The organism is Okeania sp., assembly GCF_983059655.1.
Map to the genome: position 1 here is coordinate 1 of NZ_CEZPJD010000497.1, position 5,922 is coordinate 5,922.

The 5,922-nt window shown below is 36.0% G+C and carries 1 protein-coding gene; it reads right to left on the bottom strand.

The genetic code is table 11. The features are described from left to right. Nucleotides 1–25: 25 nt before the first annotated feature. A complete protein-coding gene (locus AC3DU7_RS22670; protein ID WP_488041561.1) occupies nucleotides 26–5,152 on the bottom strand; it encodes a response regulator in 5,127 nt (1,708 codons plus the stop codon). Nucleotides 5,153–5,922: the final 770 nt, after the last annotated feature.

Consider the following 5,922-nt stretch of genomic DNA (forward strand, 5'->3'; position numbering starts at 1 on the left):
AAACCAAAATTTTTAGGTAAATTTTTTAAGTATTTACATAACTCAATAACTCCTGTTTCAAAGCTGCTATTACTTTTTCATATTCACTATCAAGTTCTAATACCAAATCCATTCCTTCAGTTATCAGTTCAGAGCCGGGTAAATCTCCTAATTTATCGCATAAACTAGGAATATTTATAGCTCCAATTTGATAACTAAAAACACCAAAACGTTGAGTATACTGTTTCAATTTTTCTGTTGAATTAATAGCAATTGCATTGAAAATTTGTTGCATATAATGAGCAGCATTTTCTAAATAATCCTCAATCATTTTAGCTATAACATTATCAGCGTTTGTGCCTTCCGTTTGACGAATGGAATCTAACACTGTTAAATCTAAAACTGAGTGATTAATATTATTAATAGAATTACTGAAAATATCAGCGGAAATATCTCCAGTCACAGCCGTTGTTTCAGAAGTATCAGTAGTAATATCTCCAGCGACAGCAGTTGCTTCAGAAGTTGGCAAATCAATATTATTACTCAATTTAAAATTAATTAAATATTGTTTAAATTGTTCGTACTCATTTTCAAGTGTAGAAAAAATTTCTGCCGCTCCTATGGTAGTATCTGCCCGTCCCAAATTTTCCAACTGATTACATATCTCTCCGATAATAACTCCTCCCAGATTACCGCTACTAGAGCGCAAAACATGAGCGGCCTTTCTTAATGCCTTAGCATCATTAGCAGTAATTGCTTCTCTAATTGCTGCTAACCTACCAGGAGCATAATTAAGATAATCTCCAATGATTTCATTTAAAAGTTCATCGCCTCCCATCTTTCTAATTGACTCTAACATTGTAATATCTTGCATTGATTTGGCCTTGTTTATCGAATTATCTTTAATAATACTATTACTTAAATGTTGATTATTTTGAATAATATTAGTATCAAAGCTATTTTGCCATATTGATATATCTGTATCAATTCGATTAACTTGCTGTAGTACATGGGCTAACTCTTGAATTTGGATCGGTTTAGAGATAAAATCACTCATGCCAGCCTCCAAAGATTCATTGCGGTCCTCTAACATGGCGTTAGCAGTAAGAGCAATAATACGTGGGCATAATTCAGGAGAATATTGCTGACGTAGAAGACGAGTAGCTTCCAACCCATCCATTTCTGGCATTTGCAAATCCATCAACACTACATCATAAGGCTGACGTTGCAAAGCCTCTAAAACCTCTATGCCATTTGCTACCACATCTGCTCGATATCCTAACTGCTGTAGCTGTAACAAGGCGACTTTTTGGTTGACTACATTATCTTCTGCCAGTAATATTCGCAAGTTTTGTACTGGCTGAAGTTCAGCCTTCGGTGCAACAGCTAAATTTTCAATACTGACTTTTCTGCCTGTAAAAATACTAATTATCGTATTATAAAGCGAAGATATTCTAATTGGTTTTTTAATAAATGCAGCAAAATTAACGTCTGAACATTCTGTCAATAATTTCTGTTCTTCTAGCGAACCTAACATAATCAGAGGTAAGTTTCGCTCTGAAGTTTGTTTGCGGATAGCTATCGCTAGAGTCAAGCCATCCATCTCAGGCATATCAATATCCAATATAGCGATATCAAACTTTATGCCTTGATTAATTAAATCAATAGCCTCACTACCAGAAGCAACTGCCCAAGTTAACATTCCCCAAGACTGTCCTTGTAAAGCTAGCATTTTTCGATTAGTTGTATTATCATCTACTATGAGTAATCGTTTTTCTGCTAAATATTGCTTTGCTTCTTCATTGACGTTAATTGAATCGATCGCAGGTCTAGCAGCTATCGTAAAATAGAAGGTTGAGCCTTCATCTACTTTACTTTCTACCCACATTTTACCCCCCATTAGTTCACTTAACTTTTTACTAATGGCCAAACCTAGACCAGAACCACCATAATTACGATTAATAGAAGAATTAACCTGACTAAAAGACTTAAATAAGCGGTCCATTTGCTCTGGAGCAATGCCGATACCAGTATCTCGCACGGCAAATTGAATTTCATAAATGTCATTATCGTAATTGGGGTTTTTGGGAGTTGCCTGTACATGAAGTGTAACTTCTCCAGTATTAGTGAATTTAATGGCATTACCGAGCAAATTTACCAGAATTTGTCGTAAACGAGTCACATCTCCGACAACCTTCAGGGGTGTCATTTGTTCAACCATGTAAGCCAACTCAAGATTTTTCTCTTGCCCTCTCAAAGCTAACAAATTCAAAGATTCCTCAATACATTGTTGTAAATCAAATGCTTGTTCTTCTAGCTCTAATTTATCAGCATCAATTTTTGAGAAATCAAGGATATCATTAATTAGAGTTAGTAAACTATCTCCACTCATGCGAATAGTTTCAGCAAAATCTCTTTGCTGAGGTTGCAGCTCTGTATCTAGAAGTAAACCTGTCATACCAATAACAGCATTCATCGGTGTCCGAATTTCGTGACTCATTGTGGCTAGAAATTGACTTTTTGCTTGAGCTGCTGCTTCTGCTGCTTTTGTCGCTTTTTCCAAAGCACAATTTTTTAGAGTCAACTCCTCTTTTCGCAAAACTTCTTGCTGTAACAGATGAGCTTGAGCGATCGCTATACCTACTTGTTCAGCTATTGCTTCCAATAATTCTATTTCTTCTGTTTTCCATTCACGGTAAGAGTCACATTGATGTAATCCTATAATACCATTAGCTTTTCCTTGATAAGAAGTTCGTACTGCCAACATTGATTTGAGATTTATCTGCCGACATAAATCTACCATTGGTTTGAGCAACGGATCGATATATACATTAGGAGTAGAGAAAGCTCGATCTTGGGATAAAATTTTTTGCACATGGGGGTTCCCGACAACTGGAACTTTCAAATCTAGTAAAGATGGATACCCAGTTTCCAAATATTCTGCCATATAGGGAATTTCTGGTAGAGCTATGTTAATGTAGGTATGAATCAGACAGCGATTCACCTGAAAAGCACGACCCACTTGGTTAACTGTAGTCTGAAAGATTGTGTTAATATCTAAACTCTGGCGAATTTCTTGGCTAATTTGCCTCAACAATACTCCTCGTTGGACTTGTTTTTCTAGGGCTATTTGAGCTTGCTGACGTTCTAACTCATGACCTACCCATTGAGCCATCAGTTTTAAAAGTTGGCGATCGCTTTCTTTGAAAGGTGTCGTCCGTTGATTGAAACTGCTAAAAGCAAGTACACCATGAGGTACTCTTCCCACTTCTACATGAGTACCTATATATGCCTCTAAAGCAAAGTCAGTGCAGGCGGGGTGAGAAAACCATTTTGATTTCTGAGCTGCTTCAAAGCATATAAGTTTTTCCGCACGAAAGACTATTCCACAAAAAGTTTTGTTTAAATCAAACTCATCTCCTACCTGAACTGAAAAATCAATGTGCTTTGGTTTTTGTATGGCAATGACTTTGTAGCGATCGCCATTAATATATCCTAGAATACCAATTTCAAGTTCAAAACGTCGTCTCCCCATAGCTAGAAGTCCTTGTATTCGTTGATCAAAGTTAAGATTTGGTGCTGAAGCTACTTTGTAAAGAGAACGAATAGCTACTTCTCCTTCTCGGATTTCTTTTTCTATTTGTTTGCGTTCGCTAATATCCCGAACAAAAGTACAATTATACTCTTTACCATTAAATTCTAAATAATTCACAGTCACATCTACTGGAATAATTTTACCTTCTTTAGTTCTGTTAAAACTTTCTAGTCTGAAAGTACGAAAATTTTTCAAGTCTTGCCAATGTTGCCTCCACTTTTCCTCAGATGAGATGATGGTATCAACATCCAAAACCCTCATCTGTAGCAGTTCAGCTTTAGAATAACCTAGAGTACGACACGCCGCTTCATTTACATAGAAAAATCTGGCATCATAACCCATTAAATAAATTGCATCCGCAGCTTTTTCTAAGGAAAACTGACTAAGCTTTAAAGCTTCTTCTACTTCTTTGCGTTGGGTAATGTTATTCAGAGTTCCCGATGTTCCCGTTAAATTACCATCTGCATCGAAATGAGTTTGGATAAATGCTTCAATCCAACAAAACCCACCTTCTTTAGTCAGGTAGCGGGATTCTATATTTTCATTTTTACTATCTTGACCATTTATATAGCTTTGGAACTTATTTAAAGTTTGGAGGCGATCGGATGGATGTATAAAATCTGAAAAGTTTTTTCCTAGACTTTCTTCTACCGTAAAACCTGTCATATTTTCCCAAGCTGCATTGAGAAATATCCATTTACCTGTAGCATCTGTTTGAAAAATTACTTCTGCAATGTTATCAACTATATAGCGATATTTTTCCTCTCTTTCTAGCAGCGCAGTTTCTGTCTTCTCCGTTTCTACTATCTGCTGTTGTAAATCTAATAAATTTTCTTGGATTTGAGTGGCCATTTGATGCAGACTACCTTGGATAATATCTATTTCATCATTTCCTTGGGTCTCATTATTTTCATCTAATTTTCTTTTTGTCAGTGTTGTAGCAAGCTCAGTTAATTTTTGTAATGGAACACCAACCTGTCGCTGAAACAAAATTATTATTAAAGTTACTAGCACTCCACTCATAATCATAGAAATAGCTAAAGTTTTGACAGCATTTTGAGATAGTTCTGTCTTTATTTTGTTTACTGAAAAACCTAATCTTGTTTCTCCAATATCTTCACCATTATTAATAATTGGATAACTTACTTCGTATATATTATTTTTTTCTTTAAGGTGATTAATAATATTGAGAGTATTATTTTTTTTCAAGTTATGTATTTTAAGCTCCTTAGCGATCGTCGGGTCTTCCAAGTCAATTTTATCTGCGAGGGGAATTCCTTGTCGATCTATTACAGCACCATAAATAAAATTACTATCATTAATTGTACGTTCCAGAAATGTTTGTACAGTGCTGAAATTTGACTTAAAAATTGCTTCTCCACTTATAGTACTTAAAAATTGGACTTCATTTTCAGCTTTTTTTTCTAGTTTCTCTAACTGCCATTTCAAATTTTGTTGAATTAGGACTATTTCTGCTACTAGGTTAATACTTATTAATAAAATACTTGTAATTACCAAATAGCGAACAGCAATACGGCTTTTCCACCAAGTATGTACAGAACTTTGATTATTATCCATTTCTTATTTCTGAATATACTAAACTTATTTATATATTTTAGGTGAATAAAAAGCAGTTTTCATTTGGGCAAACCACAGTAGGGACTAACTATGGTTTGCTGAAAAAAGCAAAGTGTGGGGAGGGTGTAAGATTTGACACGGTGACGCGGTGACGCGGGGAGGCTCTATCAGCGCGGTGACGCGACGTGGGGGAGTGTGGGAACCCACCCCTAACCCCTCCCAGGAGGGCAGGGCTGTTTCATTCTCGATAGACACGGGGACGCGGAGACACGGAGACACGGGGATGTAGGCTTTTAAGCAGCGTTGAACCAAATATTCTCTCAGAGCTTAAAAACGCTTATTAGCTCAAAAATTGGCAAATTTTGGCAAATTTTACTGTTCCACTATCCCATAATCTCTTTTTATTCCTAAATCTTTAATATACAATACTTTAAAACAGCCCTGCTCCCAGGAGGGGAAGACAGAGAAAGTAGGAGGAATAATTGTTCGGGAGATTTTTCTGCCCCTCTCACCCCAAAATTCTCATTTTTTGAGGGTAAGTGAATTGAAACAGGCACACTCTTTTCTATTCTCAAAAGGCAAAAACCTTTATTTACCGAATAATTAAAGTAAAATACCTCTCTTTTAAAGGAGAAACAAGAAAAAATTTTCCTTGGAGTTAATCCTATCCGTTTTCAAGGAGAGGTAATTATTAATAATTAATTGTTGAACAACTGATTATCCCGACATGATATTAAGCCTTCTTCCCTGTTCCCTGTTCCCTGTTCCCT